This is a genomic window from Nocardia nepalensis (assembly GCF_048910785.1).
GTDB classification, from domain to species: Bacteria; Actinomycetota; Actinomycetes; order Mycobacteriales; family Mycobacteriaceae; genus Nocardia; species Nocardia nepalensis.
In genome coordinates this window covers 1-19,211 of record NZ_JBKBET010000040.1, presented here as the reverse complement: position 1 = coordinate 19,211, position 19,211 = coordinate 1, and the positions used below count along the sequence as shown (strand labels likewise).

15 protein-coding genes and 2 rRNA genes are annotated in these 19,211 nt (G+C 62.5%); all 17 read left to right on the top strand.

Annotated elements, in window-relative coordinates; translation table 11 throughout:
* Nucleotides 1-70: 70 nt before the first annotated feature.
* Nucleotides 71-949, top strand: a complete 879-nt coding sequence (gene prmC, locus ACHQ4I_RS37485; protein ID WP_420776668.1) for a peptide chain release factor N(5)-glutamine methyltransferase — start codon at nucleotides 71-73, stop codon at nucleotides 947-949.
* Nucleotides 950-1,020: 71 nt separating this feature from the next.
* Nucleotides 1,021-1,686, top strand: coding sequence for an L-threonylcarbamoyladenylate synthase (locus tag ACHQ4I_RS37480; RefSeq protein ID WP_420776667.1), 666 nt, complete (start codon nucleotides 1,021-1,023; stop codon nucleotides 1,684-1,686).
* Nucleotides 1,687-1,726: 40 nt separating this feature from the next.
* A complete protein-coding gene (locus ACHQ4I_RS37475; protein ID WP_420776666.1) occupies nucleotides 1,727-2,869 on the top strand; it encodes an MraY family glycosyltransferase in 1,143 nt (380 codons plus the stop codon).
* A gap of 26 nt (nucleotides 2,870-2,895) precedes the next feature.
* Complete coding sequence (locus ACHQ4I_RS37470; RefSeq protein ID WP_420776665.1) at nucleotides 2,896-3,351, top strand: Cg1360 family ATP-synthase-associated protein; 456 nt, start codon at nucleotides 2,896-2,898, stop codon at nucleotides 3,349-3,351.
* Between the two features lie 243 nt (nucleotides 3,352-3,594).
* Nucleotides 3,595-4,443: a F0F1 ATP synthase subunit A gene (gene atpB / locus ACHQ4I_RS37465; protein ID WP_420776664.1), complete on the top strand. Its 849-nt coding sequence runs from the start codon at nucleotides 3,595-3,597 to the stop codon at nucleotides 4,441-4,443.
* Between the two features lie 72 nt (nucleotides 4,444-4,515).
* Nucleotides 4,516-4,761, top strand: coding sequence for an ATP synthase F0 subunit C (locus ACHQ4I_RS37460; RefSeq protein ID WP_420776663.1), 246 nt, complete (start codon nucleotides 4,516-4,518; stop codon nucleotides 4,759-4,761).
* 7 nt (nucleotides 4,762-4,768) lie between these two features.
* The gene (locus ACHQ4I_RS37455; protein ID WP_420776662.1) at nucleotides 4,769-5,329 is read left to right on the top strand and encodes a F0F1 ATP synthase subunit B; all 561 of its coding nucleotides are present in this window, start codon (nucleotides 4,769-4,771) and stop codon (nucleotides 5,327-5,329) included.
* Between the two features lie 19 nt (nucleotides 5,330-5,348).
* On the top strand, nucleotides 5,349-6,158 hold the full coding sequence (locus ACHQ4I_RS37450; RefSeq protein ID WP_420776661.1) for a F0F1 ATP synthase subunit delta: 810 nt from the start codon (nucleotides 5,349-5,351) through the stop codon (nucleotides 6,156-6,158).
* A gap of 48 nt (nucleotides 6,159-6,206) precedes the next feature.
* Nucleotides 6,207-7,844, top strand: a complete 1,638-nt coding sequence (gene atpA / locus ACHQ4I_RS37445) for a F0F1 ATP synthase subunit alpha (RefSeq protein WP_420776660.1) — start codon at nucleotides 6,207-6,209, stop codon at nucleotides 7,842-7,844.
* Nucleotides 7,845-7,900: 56 nt separating this feature from the next.
* Nucleotides 7,901-8,875: a F0F1 ATP synthase subunit gamma gene (locus tag ACHQ4I_RS37440; protein WP_420776659.1), complete on the top strand. Its 975-nt coding sequence runs from the start codon at nucleotides 7,901-7,903 to the stop codon at nucleotides 8,873-8,875.
* A 21-nt stretch (nucleotides 8,876-8,896) separates the two neighbouring features.
* Nucleotides 8,897-10,339 (top strand): F0F1 ATP synthase subunit beta, encoded by a 1,443-nt coding sequence (gene atpD, locus ACHQ4I_RS37435; RefSeq protein ID WP_364785252.1) that lies wholly within the window; start codon nucleotides 8,897-8,899, stop codon nucleotides 10,337-10,339.
* A 6-nt stretch (nucleotides 10,340-10,345) separates the two neighbouring features.
* Entirely contained in the window at nucleotides 10,346-10,726 is a 381-nt protein-coding gene (locus tag ACHQ4I_RS37430; RefSeq protein ID WP_420776658.1) for a F0F1 ATP synthase subunit epsilon, read from the top strand.
* 268 nt (nucleotides 10,727-10,994) lie between these two features.
* Nucleotides 10,995-11,417 (top strand): DUF2550 domain-containing protein, encoded by a 423-nt coding sequence (locus ACHQ4I_RS37425; RefSeq protein WP_420776657.1) that lies wholly within the window; start codon nucleotides 10,995-10,997, stop codon nucleotides 11,415-11,417.
* Nucleotides 11,418-11,569: 152 nt separating this feature from the next.
* Complete coding sequence (locus ACHQ4I_RS37420; RefSeq protein WP_420776656.1) at nucleotides 11,570-12,145, top strand: cob(I)yrinic acid a,c-diamide adenosyltransferase; 576 nt, start codon at nucleotides 11,570-11,572, stop codon at nucleotides 12,143-12,145.
* Nucleotides 12,146-12,382: 237 nt separating this feature from the next.
* On the top strand, nucleotides 12,383-13,642 hold the full coding sequence (gene murA / locus ACHQ4I_RS37415) for a UDP-N-acetylglucosamine 1-carboxyvinyltransferase (protein WP_420776655.1): 1,260 nt from the start codon (nucleotides 12,383-12,385) through the stop codon (nucleotides 13,640-13,642).
* Nucleotides 13,643-14,142: 500 nt separating this feature from the next.
* A 16S ribosomal RNA gene (locus ACHQ4I_RS37410) occupies nucleotides 14,143-15,659 on the top strand.
* Nucleotides 15,660-15,988: 329 nt separating this feature from the next.
* A 23S ribosomal RNA gene (locus tag ACHQ4I_RS37405) occupies nucleotides 15,989-19,125 on the top strand.
* The 16S and 23S rRNA genes sit together here, the layout of an rRNA operon.
* Nucleotides 19,126-19,211 lie beyond the last annotated feature (86 nt).

Sequence of the window (19,211 nt, the reverse complement as noted above, 5' to 3'; positions counted from 1 at the left end):
ACAGATCAACTGAGTTGGTGACAACATGGGTAGCTCACCGGGTACGCCCAGAACGGGGAGTGTCGACATCATGTCCGGAACTCGTGTGGCATTGCGCCCAGCCATCAACCAAGCCGTCGAGACATTGCGCGCCGCGGGCGTGCACAGTCCGCAAGCCGACGCCGAACATCTGGCCGCCCACCTGCTCGGCGTCGAACGGACCCGGTTGGCGCTGACACCGCTGGTCACCCCCGAGGTGATCGAGCAATACCGCGCCCTGGTCGCCCGGCGCGCGGAACGAATTCCGTTGCAGCACTTGACCGGTACCGCCTCGATGGGCGAGATCGATCTCGAGGTCGGTCCCGGCGTTTTCGTGCCGCGACCGGAGACCGAGCTGCTGTTCGCCTGGGCATTGGCGCAATTGGAGACGCTGCCGCACGATCACACCCCGGTCGTGATCGACCTGTGCACCGGTTCCGGCGCGCTGGCGCTGGCCATCGCCCAGGCCCGCCCGGATGCGGACGTGCACGCGATCGAGATCGATCCCGCGGCCCTGCAATGGGCGCGCCGCAATGCCGACCTGCGCATTGCCGAGGGCGACACCCCGATCACGCTCTACGCCGACGATGTGACCGACCCGAATCTGCTCACCGACTTGAATGGCAAGGTCGATCTCATCGTCTCCAATCCGCCGTATATACCCGAAGACGCCGAACTCGATCCGGAAGTCGCCGACCACGACCCGCATCTGGCCCTGTTCGGCGGCCCGGACGGACTCGACGTCATCCGGCAGATGCTTCCCACCATCACCCGCCTGCTGCGTTCCGGCGGCTCCTGCGCCATCGAACACGACGACACCAACGGCTCCGACCTGGCCGCCCTCCTGGCGAAACAGGGTGAATTCGCCGACATCATCGAGCATCCGGACCTCGCTGGTAAGCCCCGCTTCGTCGCCGCCACCCGCACCTGATCGGCGCCACCGACCGCTACGCGCACCCCGGGATGGTGGCATCGAGTGGCATGCGTGACAGGATGGGGGCCGTGAGTACCGTCTACGACTGCGCGGATCCCGACTCGCGCGCCGCCGGACTGACCGCGGCCACCAGCGCCCTTAAATCCGGACGCCTGGTCGTGCTGCCTACCGACACGCTGTACGGCCTGGCCGCCGACGCGTTCGATTCGACCGCGGTGAGCGAATTGCTCGCCGCCAAGCGGCGCGGTCGGGATATGCCGGTACCGGTGCTGGTCGGTTCCTGGCACACGATCGACGGCCTGGTGTTCTCGGTGCGCCCGCAGGCCCGCGAGCTGATCCGGGCGTTCTGGCCCGGTGGTCTGAGTCTTGTTGTGCAGCAAGCACCTTCGCTGGCGTGGGACCTCGGTGATACGCGCGGCACGGTGATGCTGCGAATGCCGCTGCACCCGGTCGCGCTGGAGCTGCTGCGCGAGGTCGGCCCGCTGGCGGTGTCCAGCGCCAATGTCTCTGGACAGCCGCCCGCCAAGACCGCCGCCGAGGCGCGCGATCAGCTCGGCGATCTGGTCGGGGTCTACCTCGACGGCGGCCCGGCCGAACACGCCGTCGCCTCCACCATCGTCGATCTCACCGCAGATCAGCCGCGGATCCTGCGCGAGGGCGCGGTATCGGTCGGCGATATCGCCGATGTGCTCGGGATGTCCCCGGAGGCGCTGACCAGCGTCGCGACGCGGTGATCCCGGGACGCAGTGATCGCATGGTGGATCAGATAATCGGATGATCGGTTCGAGTGCTGTAGTTCCGTTGCGCGAGCTGCTGCTCGTGCTCCTCATCTCGGGCACGGTTACTTTCCTCGCCACCGGCGGAATTCGAGTGCTGGCCATCGCCTTCGGCGCGGTCGCGGTGCCGCGCGAACGCGATGTGCACGTCAAGCCGATTCCGCGGATGGGCGGGGTCGGCATGTACGTCGGGGTGGTCGCGGCCGTGCTCTTCGCGCACCAATTGCCCGCGCTGCGACGGGGTTTCGACTACCGGCCGGATATCCCGGCGGTGCTGGTCGCGGCCACGCTCATCGTGCTCGTCGGCATCGTCGATGACCGGTGGGGCCTGGATGCGCTGACCAAATTCGCGGGTCAGGTCACCGCCGCCGGTGTGATGGCGGTCATGGGCCTGAGCTGGTACGTCATCTACAACGTGTTCAACGACACCACCGTGGTGTTGGACGCACTGCAGGGCGGCCTGGTCACCGTCGGCATCACCGTGACCCTGGTCAATGCCATGAATTTCGTCGACGGACTCGACGGCTTGGCCGCCGGACTGGGCCTGATCTGCGCGGGCGCGGTCTTCGTATTCTCCGTCGGCCTGCTCTACAGCCAGGGCGGTTCGGTCGACACCTATCCGCCCGCGCTGCTCGCCGCCGCGCTCGCGGGCGCCTGTCTGGGATTTCTGCCACACAATTTTTCGCCAGCCCGGATATTCATGGGCGATTCCGGTTCGATGTTGATCGGGCTCATGCTGGCGGCGGTGTCGACGGGCGCCTCGGGTCGAATCAATTTGGCGGGCTACGGACCTCGCGACATCATCGGTCTGCTTTCGCCGCTGCTGCTGGTCGGTGCGGTGATGTTCATTCCGGTGTTGGATCTGCTGCTGGCGATCGTGCGCCGAGTGCGTGCGGGTGTGAGTTTCTCGACACCGGACAAAATGCACTTGCATCACCGGCTGTTGCAGATCGGACATTCACACCGCCGCGTTGTGCTGGTGATCTATTTATGGGTCGGCGTGCTCGCCTTCGGCGCGGTCGGCACTTCGCTCATCCACGATCGCCGGATTGTCGTGCTGATGATGGCGGGCGGGCTGGTTTTCGCGCTTGTGGTGACCGCCATACCCGGCCTGCGCCGCAAGGAGCCCGCGGATCCGTAAGGCAATATCCGGGTAAAGTTCGGTCCGTGAGTCTCACTAACCCCGTCCCCGGTCCCGACGCTCCGCTGAAGGCGGCGCTGCGTTACGGCGTGATCGGATTGGCCGTGTTGGTGGTGCTTTCGGTGACCATCGCCACTGCGGTCGCCGGCCTGTCCGGACTCTGGGGCGCGCTGCTCGGCGCGGCCATCGGCGGCGGCTTCATCCTCACCACCGCGGCCGTGGTGCTGTTCGGCGCGAAGCTGCCGCCGAGCACCGCTGGCCTGGTCATGTTGGTGAGCTGGGTGGGCAAGCTGCTGGTCGCGATGATCGTGATCGCGGTGCTGCAGCGATTCGATTTCTACGATCGAATGGCGCTGTTCCTGACCGTGGTCGGGTCCTTGCTCATCGTGCTCGGCGCGGAGACGTATGGCGTTCTGCGGCAGAAGGTTCCGTATGTAAACATACCGACCGATAGGTCCGATTCACCCTCTGCGCAGCAATAATCGCACCCACCTACACGCTGTCGTAGATAACTTGGTAAAGTGTTGGTAAGCAAGCGACCAAGCAAGGGGGGATCACCGAGATCCCGCCGAGCGGCAGCTATGCTTACTGCCGTACCGGACTCCGAGGGGTTCCGGTTCTGCATGTCGACGATGTCGCCGACACTACGTACAGACGCCCATGCGGGATGCCGCACAGCTGCTGACGAATTTCGAGCCGACCTGAGTCGACCCAATTGATCGTCAATGTCCGATCGAACCGCGGGAATGACCGTACCCGCGGCCCGAACACGGGAGAGAACGCTGAGCGTCACCACTTTGGCGGGCGAGTTCCACGCGCCATCGCTGTCCGACTTCTTCCCTCCAGCGGTGCTGTTCGAGGGTACGCCGTTCGAACTCGACCGTTTGATGCTGATCCGGCTGCTGATGACCGCCGTGCTGGTGCTCGTCATGGTGCTGGCATTCCGCAATCCTCGCATCGTCCCGCGCGGCCTGCAGAACATAGCCGAAACCGGTTTGGTGTTCGTCAAGGATCAGATTTGCGACGAGGTGCTCGGTAAGGAATCCGGTCGCAAGTACTTCCCATTGATCGCGACGATCTTCTTCGCGGTTCTGTTTCTCAACTTCTCCGGCATCATTCCGGGGCTGAACATCTCGTCGAACGCTCGAATCGGCATGCCGCTGGTGCTGGCCCTCATCGCGTACCTCGCGTTCAACTTCGTGGGTATCAAGAAGTACGGGTTCGCCACCTACATGCGCAGCAGCATCGTGGTTCCGAATGTTCCGCCCGCCTTGCACGTGTTGCTGATTCCGATCGAGTTCGTCTCGACGTTCATCCTGCGCCCGTTCACGCTGACCGTCCGACTCATGGCGAACATGCTGGCCGGTCACATCATGCTGGTGCTGTTCTTCAGCGCCACCTGGTTCTTCCTGTTCGACGCCGCGGCCTGGATGAAGGTGTTCTCGCCGTTCTCGCTGCTCGCCGGACTCGGATTCACGCTGTTCGAAATGTTGGTCATCTTCCTGCAGGCCTACGTTTTCGCGCTGCTGACCGCCGTTTACATCGGACTCGCACAACACGCTGATTCGCACTGACCGAACGACTACCGAATACCTGCTACACCACGCCGACCGGCGGGTGAGCAACAGAAAGGGAATGGAAGACTCATGAGCCTCGCTACCTTGGCCGCCGAAGCCGCTACCCCCGACAAGATCAAGGGCTACGGCGCCATCGGCTACGGTCTCGCTGCCATCGGCCCCGGCATCGGCGTGGGCATCGTGGTCGGTAAGGCCATCGAGGGCATCGCCCGTCAGCCCGAGCTGCAGGGCACCATCCGCACCAACATGTTCCTCGGTATCGCGTTCACCGAGGCCCTGGCGCTGATCGGCCTCGTCGCCGGCTTCATCTTCTGAGTTTGCGATGAGCACGCTTTCTTTACTGGCCGCGGAGACAGGGGAAGACATCAATCCCCTGCTCCCGGAGACCTACGACATCGTGTGGTCGGTGGTCGTCATCGCGATCATCGGCGTCGTTTTCTACAAGTACGTCATCCCGCGCCTGATCAAGGTGTTGGATGAGCGTGCGGACAAGATCGAGGGCGGCATCCAGCGGGCCGAGGCCGCGCAGGAAGAAGCCCAGCTGACGCTGCAGCAGTACCAGCAGCAGTTGGCCGACGCTCGGCTCGAGGCCGCGCGCATCCGTGAGGACGCACGCACCCAGGGCCAGCAGATTCTCGCGCAGATGCGCGAGGAAGCCCAGGCCGAAAGCGACCGCATCGTCGCCGCCGGTCACAGCCAGCTGGAAGCTCAGCGTCAGCAGATCCTGACCGAGCTGCGTGCCGAAGTCGGCAAAACTGCCGTCGATTTGGCCGAAAAGATTATCGGACAGTCGGTTTCGGACGAAGCTAAGCAGGCGGCATCGATCGACCGGTTCCTGTCCGAACTCGATCAGTCGAATGCCAGCATCGGGGTCGGAAGGTAGCGACGCGAAAGTGAGAAGCATGTACGCAGCGAGCCGCGAGGCAAGCTCCCGGGCACGGGAGGCGCTTCGGGCCGCTCTGACCGGAAGCGACAGTGTTGCGGCCACGACGGGGTCGGAACTGTTCGCCGTTGTCGCCGTGCTGGACGACCAGCGTTCGCTGCGTGTTGCGCTCGCGGACGTGTCGGTTCCCGGCTCGGTGCGCGCCGAACTCAGCGAGCGGGTCTTCAGCGGCAAGGTCAGCCCCGCCACCCTGGCGGTGCTGACCACCGCGGTGGCCCAGACCTGGTCGCGCACCGCCGATTTGGTCGACACCCTGGTGTTGCTCGGCCAGGAGGCGCTGCTGGAGTCGGCCGCCGACAGCGGACGGCTCGGGGCGGTCGAGGACGAACTGTTCCGGCTCGGCCGGATCATCGGCGACAATCCCGACCTGGAGCAGGCAGTTTCGGACCGTGCAAAGCCTGTCCAGGCCAAGCGCGAGCTGATCGACCGGCTGCTCGCGGGCAAGGCCGACCCCATCACCCAGACCCTGGCGGCCCAGGTGATCACCCGGCCGAAGGCGGGCATCGGCGAAGCGTTCGCCGAACTGTCCGACCTCGCGGCCGCCCGGCGTGACCAGATCGTCGCGCATGTGCGTGCCGCGGTCGCACTGACCGACCAGCAGCGAGACCATCTCGCGGCATCGTTGCAGCGCATCTACGGCAAGCCGGTCACGGTGCACGTGCAGGTCGATTCGAGTCTGCTGACCGGCGTCGTGGTGCGGGTCGGCGACGACCTCATCGACGGCAGCGCCACCGGCCGCTTGGAACGGCTCCGTCGGGCTCTGGCCTGACACCCACCTCCCCCGACATTCAGACCAGACAGCGAGAGCAGGAAGACTATGGCGGAGCTGACGATCTCCACCGATGAGATCCGTAGCGCGATCGAGAGCTACACCCAGAGCTACACCCCGGAAACCTCCATCGAAGAAGTCGGTGTTGTCACCGACTGCAGTGACGGCATCGCGCACGTCAGCGGCCTGCCCTCGGCAATGGCCAATGAACTGCTCGAATTCCCGGGTGGTGTGCTCGGCGTCGCGCTGAACCTCGAGGACCGCGAGATCGGTGCGGTCATCCTCGGCGAGTTCGCGGAAATCGAAGAGGGCCAGCAGGTTCGCCGCACCGGCGACGTGCTCTCGGTCCCCGTCGGTGACAAGTTCCTCGGCCGCGTGGTCAACCCGCTGGGCCAGCCGATCGACGGCCTCGGCGAGATCGAGGCCGAAGAGCAGCGCGTGCTCGAGCTGCAGGCCGCGACCGTGCTGCAGCGCCAGCCGGTCGAAGAGCCGCTGGCCACCGGTATCACCGCCATCGACGCCCTGACCGCCATCGGTCGCGGCCAGCGGCAGCTGATCATCGGCGACCGCAAGACCGGCAAGACCGCGGTCTGCATCGACGCGATCCTCGCGCAGAAGGCGAACTGGGAGACCGGCGACCCGAAGAAGCAGGTGCGCTGCATCTACGTCGCGATCGGCCAGAAGGGCTCCACCATCGCGGGCGTCAAGACCGCGCTGGAGTCGCACGGCGCGATGGAGTACACCACCATCGTCGCGGCCCCCGCCTCCGACTCCGCCGGCTTCAAATGGCTTGCGCCCTACACCGGTTCGGCCATCGGCCAGCACTGGATGTACCAGGGCAAGCACGTCCTGATCGTGTTCGACGACCTGACCAAGCAGGCCGAGGCGTACCGCGCCATCTCGCTGCTGCTGCGTCGTCCGCCGGGCCGCGAGGCGTACCCCGGTGACGTCTTCTACCTGCACTCCCGTCTGCTGGAGCGTTGCGCGAAGCTGTCCGACGAGATGGGCGCCGGTTCGATGACGGGTCTGCCGATCATCGAGACCAAGGCCAACGACATCTCGGCGTTCATCCCGACCAACGTCATCTCCATCACCGACGGCCAGGTCTTCCTCGAGTCCGACCTGTTCAACAAGGGTGTCCGTCCGGCGATCAACGTCGGTACCTCGGTCTCCCGTGTCGGTGGCGCCGCCCAGACCAAGGGCATGAAGAAGGTCGCCGGTTCGCTGCGTCTGGAAATGGCGCAGTACCGCGAGCTGGAGGCGTTCTCCGCCTTCGCCTCCGACCTGGATGCCGCGTCGCTGGCGCAGCTGGAGCGTGGCGCCCGCTGGGTCGAGCTGCTCAAGCAGGACCAGTACTCGCCGGTCGCGGTCGAGGACCAGATCGTCTCGATCTTCCTGGTCGACGCCGGTTACTTCGACTCGGTTCCGGTCGGCGACATCCGTCGCTTCAACAGCGAACTGCTCGAGGATCTGCACCGCAGCGCGGCCGACGCCTTCAAGTCCATCGAGGGCGGCAAGGTGCTCGACAACGAGAACGGCGATGCCATCAAGGCGGCCACCGACAAGTTCAAGCAGAGCTTCCTCGCGTCCGACGGTTCGCGCGTCGTGAACGAGGCAGCCGCCGGTGAGCTCGACCACGAAGAGGTCGAATCGCTGTCGGTGACCCGCAAGCACGTCGAGAAGTAATCGAGCGAGCTGATGCGCTATTCGATTCTGGCGAATGAAGGGAGTGTGAACCGCTGATGGCAAGCTTGCGTGAATTGCGCTCCCGCATTCGTGGTGTGAGTTCGATCAAGAAGATCACCAAGGCCCAGGAGCTGATCGCGACCTCGCGAATCTCCAAGGCCCAGGCCAGGGTTGCGGCCGCGAAGCCATACGCCGAGGAGATCACCAAGGTCCTCAGCGAGCTGGCGAGTGCGTCGACGAGTCTGGCGCACCCGCTGCTGACCGAGCGGGCCAACCCGCGCCGTGCGGCCGTCCTGGTGATCACCAGTGACAGCGGCATGTGCGGTGGCTACAACTCCAACGTGCTCAAGCGCGCCGAGGAGCTCATGGTCACCCTGCGTGGCGAGGGCAAGGAGCCGGTGCTGTACGTGATGGGCAACAAGGGCCTCACGTACTACACCTTCCGGAGTCGTCCGCTGGTCAACGCGTGGACCGGGTTCTCCCAGCAGCCGAAGTACAACGACGCCACGGCCGCGTGCCACCACCTCGTTGACGCCTTCATGGCGGGCTCCGAAGGTGAGGTGCCGGCGCCGAACGGGACCGGCAATATCGAGGGCGTCGACGAGTTGCACATTGTGTACACCCGTTTCGTCTCGATGCTGACCCAGACCCCGGAGGTGCGCCGCCTGGCGCCGATCCAGGTCAGCTTCGTCGACGAGAACTTCGAGTTGGGTGAGGACTCCTTCTCCGACGGGGTCGCCCCGTCCGAGTTGACGGCCCAGTACGAGTTCGAGCCCGATGCCGATGTGCTGCTGGCGGCGCTGCTGCCCAAGTACATCAACACCCGCATCTACTCATCGTTGCTCGAGGCAGCGGCATCCGAGTCCGCGGCTCGGCGCACCGCAATGAAGGCAGCCACCGACAACGCCAACGAACTGGCCAATGTGCTTACCCGGCAGGCGAATTCGGTGCGGCAGGCCCAGATCACGCAGGAAATCAGCGAAATCGTCGGCGGCGTGAACGCGCTGGCTTCGAGCTCCGACCGCGACTAAGCGCAGGAAGAGAACCAACAAATGACCGCAGCTGTCACTCAAGAGAGCCGGACGGGCGCGAAAACAGGTCGCGTCGTCCGCGTCATCGGCCCCGTCGTGGACGTCGAGTTCCCGCGGGGTTCGATCCCTGAGCTGTTCAACGCTCTGCACGCCGAGATCACCCTGACCTCGGTGGCCAAGACCCTGACCCTCGAGGTCGCCCAGCACCTCGGTGACAACATCGTGCGCACCATCTCGATGCAGCCCACTGACGGTCTGGTCCGTGGCGCCACCGTCACCGACAGCGGCAAGCCGATTTCGGTGCCGGTCGGCGACATCACCAAGGGCCACGTGTTCAACGCCCTCGGCGACTGCCTCGACACCCCCGGCCTGGGCCGCGACGGCGAGCAGTGGGGCATCCACCGCAAGCCCCCGTCATTCGACCAGCTCGAGGGTAAGACCGAGATCCTGGAGACGGGCATCAAGGTCATCGACCTGCTGACCCCGTACGTGAAGGGCGGCAAGATCGGTCTGTTCGGTGGTGCCGGTGTCGGCAAGACCGTGCTGATCCAGGAGATGATCACCCGTATCGCGCGTGAGTTCTCCGGCACCTCGGTGTTCGCCGGTGTCGGTGAGCGCACCCGTGAGGGCACCGACCTGCACCTGGAAATGGAAGAGATGGGCGTCCTGCAGGACACCGCCCTCGTCTTCGGCCAGATGGACGAGCCGCCGGGCACCCGTATGCGCGTCGCCCTCTCGGCCCTGACCATGGCCGAGTACTTCCGCGACGTGCAGCACCAGGACGTGCTGCTGTTCATCGACAACATCTTCCGGTTCACCCAGGCCGGTTCCGAGGTGTCGACCCTGCTCGGCCGCATGCCGTCCGCCGTCGGTTACCAGCCCACGCTGGCCGACGAGATGGGTGAGCTGCAGGAGCGCATCACCTCGACCCGTGGTCGGTCCATCACCTCGCTGCAGGCCATCTACGTGCCCGCCGACGACTACACCGACCCGGCTCCGGCGACCACCTTCGCCCACCTCGACGCGACGACCGAGCTTTCCCGCCCGATCTCGCAGAAGGGCATCTACCCGGCCGTCGACCCGCTGACCTCGACCTCCCGCATCCTGGAGGCCTCGATCGTCGGCGCCGAGCACTTCCGGGTCGCCAACGAGGTGAAGCGGATCCTGCAGAAGTACAAGGAACTGCAGGACATCATCGCCATCCTCGGTATGGACGAGCTCTCCGAAGAGGACAAGGTCCTCGTCGGCCGGGCCCGTCGTCTGGAGAAGTTCCTCGGCCAGAACTTCATCGTGGCCGAGAAGTTCACCGGCCAGCCGGGTTCCGTGGTGCCGCTGACCGACACCATCGAGGCGTTCGACCGCGTCTGCAAGGGCGAGTTCGACCACTTCCCGGAGCAGGCGTTCAACTCCTGCGGTGGTCTCGACGACGTCGAGGCGGCCGCGAAGAAGATCGCCGGAAAGTAGTCACCCATGGCGGAGATGTCAGTTGATCTCGTCGCCGTCGAGCGTTTGCTCTGGTCCGGCCAGGCGACGTTCGTCAGCGCGCAGACCACCGAGGGCCAGATCGGCATCTTGGCGGGCCACGAGCCACTGCTCGGCCAGTTGGTCGAGGGCGGCATCGTGAGCATCGTGCCCACCGAGGGTGAGCGGATCACCGCGGCGGTGCACGGCGGATTCTTCTCGGTGACCGCGACCTCGGTCCGGGTGTTGGCCGAGTCCGCGGAGTTCGCCGATGAGATCGACGTCGAGGCGGCCCGTCGGGTGCTGGCCGACGCCGACGCCACCGAGGAACAGAAGGTGGCGGCCGAGGGCCAGGTGCGCGCGGTCGAGGAGGCAAACGCGAACGCGTAAGCACCGCATCGGGATTGCGTACGACACTGTCGGCGGCGAAGGCTTCCTTCGCCGCCGACAGTGGCATTTCCGGCCTCGATCTTTCAAAGACAAGGCCCCGCCATTTGTAAACTTTGGGCCATGGTTGAATGGCCGAACGGCGGTGTGCGCATCAGGGCCCGGAGGCGGTAGCCTGCGAAGCCACGGAGGGCCTGCGAACACCGCCGATCGAATACCGTGTCGTCGACACGGCGGCGGAGCGAAGGGACGAACAGCATTGCAGACCGGGATGGTTCTCCTGATCATTCTGGTGCTCACGCTCGTTCTCCTGGCCCTCGCCTCCACCTATCGGCTGATCATGTTGCGCCGCGGCGGAACCGCCGCGATCCTGCGAGTGCTGCCCGCGCGCGGCGGGCAGGGCTGGCGGCACGGTCTGATTCGATACGACGAGGATCGCGTCGTCTTCTACAAACTCTCCAGCCTCAAACTGGGCCCGGACTCCACCATTCGACGCCAGGGCATCGAGATCGGTGATCGGCGCGGCCCGCGCGGCGACGAATACGACATCATGACCGATGAGATCGCGGTGACCGCGGTCTCCGACAATGACGGCAACTACGAACTGGCCCTGGACCGCGGCTCACTCGCGGCGTTCCTGTCCTGGGTCGAATCCCGACCGTCGGATCGCACCCGCCGCCTACCGGGGCTCTAGGTTGAAACCGTGAGCGTGCTCGCCCCCTGCCCGAACCGTTTGCCAGACGTGGGTGCTCGCGGTCCAGTGGCCACTGAGTTTTGGGCGTACCCGGCGAATTACCCGTGTTCTTGCGGAATCAGCCGTTTCGTAGGCAGCGATAGGGTGGACGTGTGAGTGTGCATCTGACGCGGATTTATACGCGGACCGGCGACGATGGGACCACTGGTCTCAGCGACTTCTCGCGGGTGGGCAAGACGGATCCGCGGCTGGTCGCTTATGCGGACTGTGACGAGACGAATGCCGCGATCGGTGTCGCCGTCGCATTGGGCGAACCCGCGCCGGAGTTGCTGAAGGTGTTGCGGCAGGTGCAGAACGATCTGTTCGACGCGGGTGCGGATCTGTCGACACCGGTCGTCGCGGAGCCGAAGTATCCGCCGCTGCGCATCACCCAGCCCTATATCGACCGGCTCGAAGCGTGGTGCGATGAGTTCAATGCCGAACTGCCACCGCTGAATTCGTTCATTCTGCCCGGCGGCACACCATTGGCCGCCCTGCTGCACACCGCCCGCACGGTGGCGCGGCGCGCAGAGCGTTCCGCCTGGGCCGCGATCGAGGCGCATCCGGACGATACGAATATCCTCCCGGCGAAGTACCTGAACCGCCTCTCCGACTTGCTGTTCATCCTCAGCCGAGTCGCCAACCCGGGCGGCGATGTGCTGTGGAAGCCTGGTGGGGAACAGACGTAATCGTTGCGAACCGCACGACTGATCTCGTGTGGGCGTGGGTAACTTCTGAATGAGACCTACGACACAGGACTGTGAACCACTGGCCGCTCGCAATGGTGCGCGGCGCGACACGCAAAAGTTGCTGGACACCCCGGAACGCGTCCCAGCTACCTGGATATAACCCCGGCACTGCTACCGCCGGCCCGCAACGCAACTATCCTTTGCACCAACAGTGCGCCGAATACGCGGAGAGGCGGCATGGAACGGTTTTTGGTTACTGGCGGGAATCGACTCGTCGGTGAGGTCGCGGTCGGGGGTGCGAAGAACAGCGTCCTCAAGTTGATGGCGGCTGCCTTGCTGGCCGAGGGCACGACCACCATTACGAACTGCCCGGACATCCTCGATGTGCCGTTGATGGGTGATGTGCTGCGCGGCCTCGGCTGCGACGTCATGATCGACGGTTCGGTCGTCACGATCAACACGCCCGCGGAGCCGAAGTACCACGCGGATTTCCCCGCGGTGACGCAGTTCCGCGCGTCGGTCTGTGTGCTCGGTCCGCTGATGGCGCGGTGCAAGCGGGCGGTTGTCGCGCTGCCCGGCGGTGACGCGATCGGTTCGCGGCCGTTGGATATGCATCAGGCGGGTCTGCGGCTGCTCGGCGCGACCAGCGAAATCGAGCACGGTTGTGTGGTCGCGCGCGCGGACGAACTGCAGGGTGCACGGATCAGGCTGGACTTTCCCTCGGTGGGGGCGACCGAGAACATCCTCATGGCGGCCGTGCTGGCCGAGGGCGAGACGGTCATCGACAACGCCGCCCGCGAACCCGACATCGTCGATCTCTGCAACATGCTCGTTCGGATGGGCGCGCGGATCAGCGGCGCGGGGACCTCGGTGCTCACCATCCAGGGTGTCGAGCGCCTCGAGCCCACCACGCACCAGGTGATCGGTGATCGGATCGTGGCCGCGACCTGGGGGATCGCCGCGGTGATGACCATGGGCGATGTCCGGGTCACCGGGGTGAATCCCAAGCACCTGTCCCTCGTGCTGGACAAGCTGCGCTCGGCCGGCGCGCGTATTTCGTTCGAACCGGATGGTTTCCGGGTGATCCAGGCCGAGCGGCCGCGGGCGGTCAATTTCTCGACGCTGCCCTTTCCGGGTTTCCCGACCGATCTGCAGCCGATGGCCATCGGTCTCGCCGCGATCGCCGACGGCACCTCGATGATCACCGAGAACATCTTCGAGGCGCGTTTCCGTTTCGTGGAGGAGATGATCCGGCTGGGCGCCGATGCGCGCACCGATGGACATCACGCGGTGGTGCGCGGAATTCCGCGGCTGTCGAGTGCGCCGGTGTGGTCCTCGGATATTCGGGCGGGCGCAGGATTGGTACTTGCCGGTCTGGTTGCCGACGGCACCACCGAGGTGCACGACGTCTTCCACATCGACCGCGGCTACCCGAATTTCGTTGAGCAGCTGCAGGCATTGGGTGGTCAGGTGGAGCGAGTCGGCGCCGCGGATTGATCATGTGAACGGCAGGCGACGATTTCGTTTCGTCGAAAACCGTTCCTGACCAGGCGATTTGACATCGTGCACGCCGACACGTAACTTTATTCGAGTCAGAGCGACACGGACACCGACCCGGGGCCGACGCGCTGAGCCGAAAGGCTGAGCCAAGGACCAGGGAAACGAGGTAGGACGTAGAGCGCCTGACGATCACACTAGCTCGAACGAGACCCCGATTTTGATTCGGGTTCAAGGCTGAGCTAAGCTGGATAAGTTGCCTCACCGATCGACCGGGATGAAACCCGCGAGATGGTTTGTGTGTGTGTTCTTTGAGAACTCAATAGTGTGTCGATGAATGTCAGTGCCAATTATTTATTGGTTCCGGCTCCTCATACCCCCGTGTGGTGGGGCTGGACATTTTAGTCAGCAAATACTTTTGCTGGCGTTTGATTTTGCCAAGGTTTTCGGACTCTGGTTAATTCTTCTGATTGCATCCTTTGGGGTGTGATTGAGAGTCTTCAACGGAGAGTTTGATCCTGGCTCAGGACGAACGCTGGCGGCGTGCTTAACACATGCAAGTCGAGCGGTAAGGCCCTTCGGGGTACACGAGCGGCGAACGGGTGAGTAACACGTGGGTGATCTGCCCTGCACTTCGGGATAAGCCTGGGAAACTGGGTCTAATACCGGATATGACCACGGGATGCATGTTTTGTGGTGGAAAGATTTATCGGTGCAGGATGGGCCCGCGGCCTATCAGCTTGTTGGTGGGGTAATGGCCTACCAAGGCGACGACGGGTAGCCGACCTGAGAGGGTGACCGGCCACACTGGGACTGAGACACGGCCCAGACTCCTACGGGAGGCAGCAGTGGGGAATATTGCACAATGGGCGGAAGCCTGATGCAGCGACGCCGCGTGAGGGATGACGGCCTTCGGGTTGTAAACCTCTTTCGACAGGGACGAAGCGTAAGTGACGGTACCTGTAGAAGAAGCACCGGCCAACTACGTGCCAGCAGCCGCGGTAATACGTAGGGTGCGAGCGTTGTCCGGAATTACTGGGCGTAAAGAGCTTGTAGGCGGTTCGTCGCGTCGATCGTGAAAACCTACCGCTCAACGGTGGGCTTGCGGTCGATACGGGCGGACTAGAGTACTTCAGGGGAGACTGGAATTCCTGGTGTAGCGGTGAAATGCGCAGATATCAGGAGGAACACCGGTGGCGAAGGCGGGTCTCTGGGAAGTAACTGACGCTGAGAAGCGAAAGCGTGGGTAGCGAACAGGATTAGATACCCTGGTAGTCCACGCCGTAAACGGTGGGTACTAGGTGTGGGTTTCCTTCCACGGGATCCGTGCCGTAGCTAACGCATTAAGTACCCCGCCTGGGGAGTACGGCCGCAAGGCTAAAACTCAAAGGAATTGACGGGGGCCCGCACAAGCGGCGGAGCATGTGGATTAATTCGATGCAACGCGAAGAACCTTACCTGGGTTTGACATACACCGGAAACCTGCAGAGATGTAGGCCCCCTTGTGGTCGGTGTACAGGTGGTGCATGGCTGTCGTCAGCTCGTGTCGTGAGATGTTGGGTTAAGTCCCGCAACGAGCGCAACCCTTATCTTATGTTGCCAGCGCGTAATGGCGGGGACTCGTGAGAGACTGCCGGGGTCAACTCGGAGGAAGGTGGGGACGACGTCAAGTCATCATGCCCCTTATGTCCAGGGCTTCACACATGCTACAATGGCCGGTACAGAGGGCTGCGATACCGTGAGGTGGAGCGAATCCCTTAAAGCCGGTCTCAGTTCGGATCGGGGTCTGCAACTCGACCCCGTGAAGTTGGAGTCGCTAGTAATCGCAGATCAGCAACGCTGCGGTGAATACGTTCCCGGGCCTTGTACACACCGCCCGTCACGTCATGAAAGTCGGTAACACCCGAAGCCGGTGGCCTAACCCTTGTGGAGGGAGCCGTCGAAGGTGGGATTGGCGATTGGGACGAAGTCGTAACAAGGTAGCCGTACCGGAAGGTGCGGCTGGATCACCTCCTTTCTAAGGAGCACTTCTACGCTGGTCGGTTCGAACAGTCGTCCTCGACCGCGTCAGAGACCGTTTAGTTCTCACATGTAGAACTGCGGACGCTCATGGGTGGAACGCTGACAAGCTTTATCGCATTCGATCAATCCTGTGTGGTTGGTCGCGGTGAATATATCGACACACTGTTGGGTCCTGAAAGAACAGGCGTTCTTTCCAGGCAAGATAACGATCCGCTCGGATCTCCTGTCATACCGGGAAGGCTGAAAGGTCTTCTGCTGGTGCGGGGTTGGGGTTTGAGTGGGTGTGTTGTTTGAGAACTGCACAGTGGACGCGAGCATCTTTGTTAGTAAGTGTTTAAGAGCGTACGGTGGATGCCTTGGCACCAGGAGCCGATGAAGGACGTAGGAGGCTGCGATAAGCCTCGGGGAGCTGTCAACCGAGCTGAGATCCGAGGATTTCCGAATGGGGAAACCCAGCACGAGTGATGTCGTGTTACCCGCATCTGAATATATAGGGTGTGTGGAGGGAACGTGGGGAAGTGAAACATCTCAGTACCCACAGGAAGAGAAAACAATAGTGATTCCGTGAGTAGTGGCGAGCGAAAGCGGATGAGGCTAAACCATGCGGATGTGATAGACGGCAGTCGTTGTCCGTGTGGGGTAGTGGGGCTTTTCTTCTCATCACTGCCGTGATGAGCGAGAGTTAGAAACCAAGTTGTTAGTTGAAGTGGTCTGGAACGGCCTGCCATAGACGGTGATAGTCCGGTAAACGAAAACTTCTTGGCTCTCGTGAAAAGTGCCCGAGTAGCAGCGGGCCCGTGAAATCTGCTGTGAATCTGCCGGGACCACCCGGTAAGCCTGAATACTCCCTGGTGACCGATAGCGGACTAGTACCGTGAGGGAAAGGTGAAAAGTACCCCGGGAGGGGAGTGAAATAGTACCTGAAACCGTGCGCTTACAATCCGTCAGGGCCTGCGCCACCTTCGGGTGGGTGGGTGATGGCGTGCCTTTTGAAGAATGAGCCTGCGAGTTAGTGGCATGTGGCGAGGTTAACCCGTGTGGGGTAGCCGTAGCGAAAGCGAGTCCGAATAGGGCGTTTCCAGTCGCATGTTCTAGACCCGAAGCGGAGTGATCTACCCATGGCCAGGGTGAAGCGACGGTAAGACGTCGTGGAGGCCCGAACCCACTTAGGTTGAAAACTGAGGGGATGAGCTGTGGGTAGGGGTGAAAGGCCAATCAAACTCCGTGATAGCTGGTTCTCCCCGAAATGCATTTAGGTGCAGCGTCACGTGTTTCACACCGGAGGTAGAGCTACTGGATGGTCTAGGGGGCCTACAAGCTTACCGAAATCAGCCAAACTCCGAATGCCGGTGTGTGAGAGCGTGGCAGTGAGACTGCGGGGGATAAGCTTCGTAGTCGAGAGGGAAACAGCCCAGATCGCCGGCTAAGGCCCCTAAGCGTGTACTAAGTGGAAAAGGATGTGGAGTCGCGAAGACAACCAGGAGGTTGGCTTAGAAGCAGCCACCCTTGAAAGAGTGCGTAATAGCTCACTGGTCAAGTGATTCTGCGCCGACAATGTAGCGGGGCTCAAGTACACCGCCGAAGCCGCGGCATTCACACATAACACCGAGGTTGGTCTACGGATCTTCTTCCAGTGGTGTGGATGGGTAGGGGAGCGTCGTGTAGCCATGGAAGCGGCGGAGTGATCCAGCCGTGGAGGCTATGCGAGTGAGAATGCAGGCATGAGTAGCGAAAGACGAGTGAGAAACTCGTCCGCCGAATGACCAAGGGTTCCTGGGCCAGGTTAATCCGCCCAGGGTGAGTCGGGACCTAAGGCGAGGCCGACAGGCGTAGTCGATGGACAACGGGTTGATATTCCCGTACCCGTGTATCCGCGCCCAATGGCGAATCAGTGGTGCTAAGTGCCCAAAACCTGAAAGACTTCCTTCGGGAAGCTGGATGGGGCTGCGCACGACCCCTGCTGTAGTAGTCAAGCGATGGGGTGACGCAGGAAGGTAGCTGGGCCAGTCAGTGGTTGTACTGGTGTAAGCCTGTAGGGCGTTGTGTAGGCAAATCCGCACAACATTGAGCCTGAGAGGTGATGCGTAGCCGATTGAGGTGAATTCAGTGATCCTATGCTGCCGAGAAAAGCCTCTAGTGAGTTGGTACACGGCCCGTACCCCAAACCGACACAGGTGGTCAGGTAGAGAATACTGAGGCGATCGAGAGAACTGTGGTTAAGGAACTCGGCAAAATGCCCCCGTAACTTCGGGAGAAGGGGGACCACGTCTGGTGATGGCCCTTGCGGTCTGAGCTGGGTGTGGTCGCAGAGACCAGAGAGAAGCGACTGTTTACTAAAAACACAGGTCCGTGCGAAGTCGTAAGACGATGTATACGGACTGACGCCTGCCCGGTGCCGGAAGGTTAAGAGGACCGGTTAGCGCCCTTCGGGGTGCGAAGCTGAGAATTTAAGCCCCGGTAAACGGCGGTGGTAACTATAACCATCCTAAGGTAGCGAAATTCCTTGTCGGGTAAGTTCCGACCTGCACGAATGGCGTAACGACTTCTCTGCTGTCTCAACCACAGACTCGGCGAAATTGCATTACGAGTAAAGATGCTCGTTACGCGCGGCAGGACGAAAAGACCCCGGGACCTTCACTATAGCTTGGTATTGGTGTTCGGTACGGTTTGTGTAGGATAGGTGGGAGACTGTGAAGCTGGCACGCCAGTGTTGGTGGAGTCATCGTTGAAATACCACTCTGATCGTATTGGACTTCTAACCTCGGACCATGATCTGGTTCAGGGACAGTGCCTGGTGGGTAGTTTAACTGGGGCGGTTGCCTCCTAAAATGTAACGGAGGCGCCCAAAGGTTCCCTCAGCCTGGTTGGCAATCAGGTGTCGAGTGCAAGTGCACAAGGGAGCTTGACTGTGAGAGTGACAGCTCGAGCAGGGACGAAAGTCGGGACTAGTGATCCGGCACCGGCAAGTGGAAGCGGTGTCGCTCAACGGATAAAAGGTACCCCGGGGATAACAGGCTGATCTTCCCCAAGAGTCCATATCGACGGGATGGTTTGGCACCTCGATGTCGGCTCGTCGCATCCTGGGGCTGGAGTAGGTCCCAAGGGTTGGGCTGTTCGCCCATTAAAGCGGCACGCGAGCTGGGTTTAGAACGTCGTGAGACAGTTCGGTCTCTATCCGCCGCGCGCGTCAGAAACTTGAGGAAGGCTGTCCCTAGTACGAGAGGACCGGGACGGACGAACCTCTGGTGTGCCAGTTGTCCTGCCAAGGGCACTGCTGGTTAGCTACGTTCGGAAGGGATAACCGCTGAAAGCATCTAAGCGGGAAGCCTGTTCCAAGATGAGGTTTCTCACCACCTTCGAGTGGTTAAGGCCCCCCACAGACCATGGGGTTGATAGGCCAGAACTGGAAGCCCGGTAACGGGTGTAGGTGACTGGTACTAATCGGCCGAGGACTTACCAACAAAGAAGCTACGCGTCCACTGTGCGGTATCTGAAACAACACACAGATACAGATGCACCACACAAACCCCCTGGGGTGGGTGTGGGT

Bases quoted from the DNA above. Each gene is read 5' to 3' on its own strand.
- murA (WP_420776655.1), top strand. From the start codon at position 12,383: ATGGAACGGTTTTTGGTTACTGGCGGGAATCGACTCGTCGGTGAGGTC.
- atpA (WP_420776660.1), top strand. From the start codon at position 6,207: ATGGCGGAGCTGACGATCTCCACCGATGAGATCCGTAGCGCGATCGAG.
- ACHQ4I_RS37455 (WP_420776662.1), top strand. From the start codon at position 4,769: ATGAGCACGCTTTCTTTACTGGCCGCGGAGACAGGGGAAGACATCAAT.
- ACHQ4I_RS37460 (WP_420776663.1), top strand. From the start codon at position 4,516: ATGAGCCTCGCTACCTTGGCCGCCGAAGCCGCTACCCCCGACAAGATC.
- ACHQ4I_RS37475 (WP_420776666.1), top strand. From the start codon at position 1,727: ATGATCGGTTCGAGTGCTGTAGTTCCGTTGCGCGAGCTGCTGCTCGTG.
- ACHQ4I_RS37425 (WP_420776657.1), top strand. From the start codon at position 10,995: ATGGTTCTCCTGATCATTCTGGTGCTCACGCTCGTTCTCCTGGCCCTC.
- prmC (WP_420776668.1), top strand. From the start codon at position 71: ATGTCCGGAACTCGTGTGGCATTGCGCCCAGCCATCAACCAAGCCGTC.
- ACHQ4I_RS37450 (WP_420776661.1), top strand. From the start codon at position 5,349: ATGTACGCAGCGAGCCGCGAGGCAAGCTCCCGGGCACGGGAGGCGCTT.
- ACHQ4I_RS37440 (WP_420776659.1), top strand. From the start codon at position 7,901: ATGGCAAGCTTGCGTGAATTGCGCTCCCGCATTCGTGGTGTGAGTTCG.
- atpD (WP_364785252.1), top strand. From the start codon at position 8,897: ATGACCGCAGCTGTCACTCAAGAGAGCCGGACGGGCGCGAAAACAGGT.
- ACHQ4I_RS37430 (WP_420776658.1), top strand. From the start codon at position 10,346: ATGGCGGAGATGTCAGTTGATCTCGTCGCCGTCGAGCGTTTGCTCTGG.
- atpB (WP_420776664.1), top strand. From the start codon at position 3,595: ATGTCCGATCGAACCGCGGGAATGACCGTACCCGCGGCCCGAACACGG.